The organism is Paenibacillus sp. A3, from assembly GCF_001399685.1.
Lineage (GTDB): Bacteria > Bacillota > Bacilli > Paenibacillales > NBRC-103111 > Paenibacillus_G.
In genome coordinates this window covers 1-814 of the sequence record NZ_JTHN01000409.1, presented here as the reverse complement: position 1 = coordinate 814, position 814 = coordinate 1, and the positions used below count along the sequence as shown (strand labels likewise).

Here is an 814-nt window from a genome sequence, read left to right as displayed (position 1 = left end):
GGGAATCGTTCGGCGTACAAATATGGACGATATCGAGCGTCGTATCGGCCAGCAGCTGCTTATAATCCGAATATACTTTCGCGCCCGGAGTGCCGAACTTGCTTGCGGCCTCGTGCGCCCGCTCTTCGACAATATCGCAAAATGCGACCATTTCAGCGTTAGGTTGATTTTTCAGCGCAGGCATGTGCTTGCCGTTGGCAATTCCCCCGCAGCCGATAATTCCGATTCGGTATACTTTAGACATGAAGACGGCGCCTCCTTCGTCAATCGCAGTTTGGTTCGTAATCCCAAGCCTTAGTATAGACAAGTTGCGGGCAAAAAGATATTTCGGAATTGGCGTTCGTTATATGCGATTGTGTCATCAATGCGTTCGTTATGTATCGGACTTCTCATTCGGTCGACGCCATTACGCGCACTCTGCGCTCGGTACGGGCTGCTTCCAGCAGCGCATCCATAACCCGCGCTTGTCGTAGCGCTTCTTCAGCTCCGTCGCTATCTTCTGAACGCCCCTGCTTCCGAAGCAGCACCGCATCCGCAAAGCTCTCCGCCTGCAAGCGAAACGGCGTGAGCCGGTCGGTAACCCATTCCTTCCACCGGCTGTCGAGCCGACAACGAATCCGCAGCTCCTCCGCGGTCACGTCGAGTTCAACCTGCAGCTTCCCCTTTGTCCCCCATAACTCGAAGCTAGCGCCATGAGGCAGATCCAGCGCCGCATCCAGTTGGGCCGTCCGCCCCTGACTAAAATAGAGCGTACCCGCTAACCGCCGGTCTACGCCATGCAGGGGATGCAGGTCCAGAGCCGCATCCGCAGCTA

The 814-nt window shown here is 56.1% G+C and carries 1 protein-coding gene and 1 pseudogene; both read right to left on the bottom strand.

The genetic code is table 11. The features are described from left to right. Positions 1 to 244: Gfo/Idh/MocA family oxidoreductase (locus tag QJ48_RS35015; protein ID WP_162238622.1), on the bottom strand; the 244-nt coding region annotated here is incomplete at its 3' end. Between the two features lie 145 nt (positions 245 to 389). Beyond that, positions 390 to 814 (bottom strand): annotated as a pseudogene (locus QJ48_RS38260) (gfo/Idh/MocA family oxidoreductase); the annotation flags it as partial.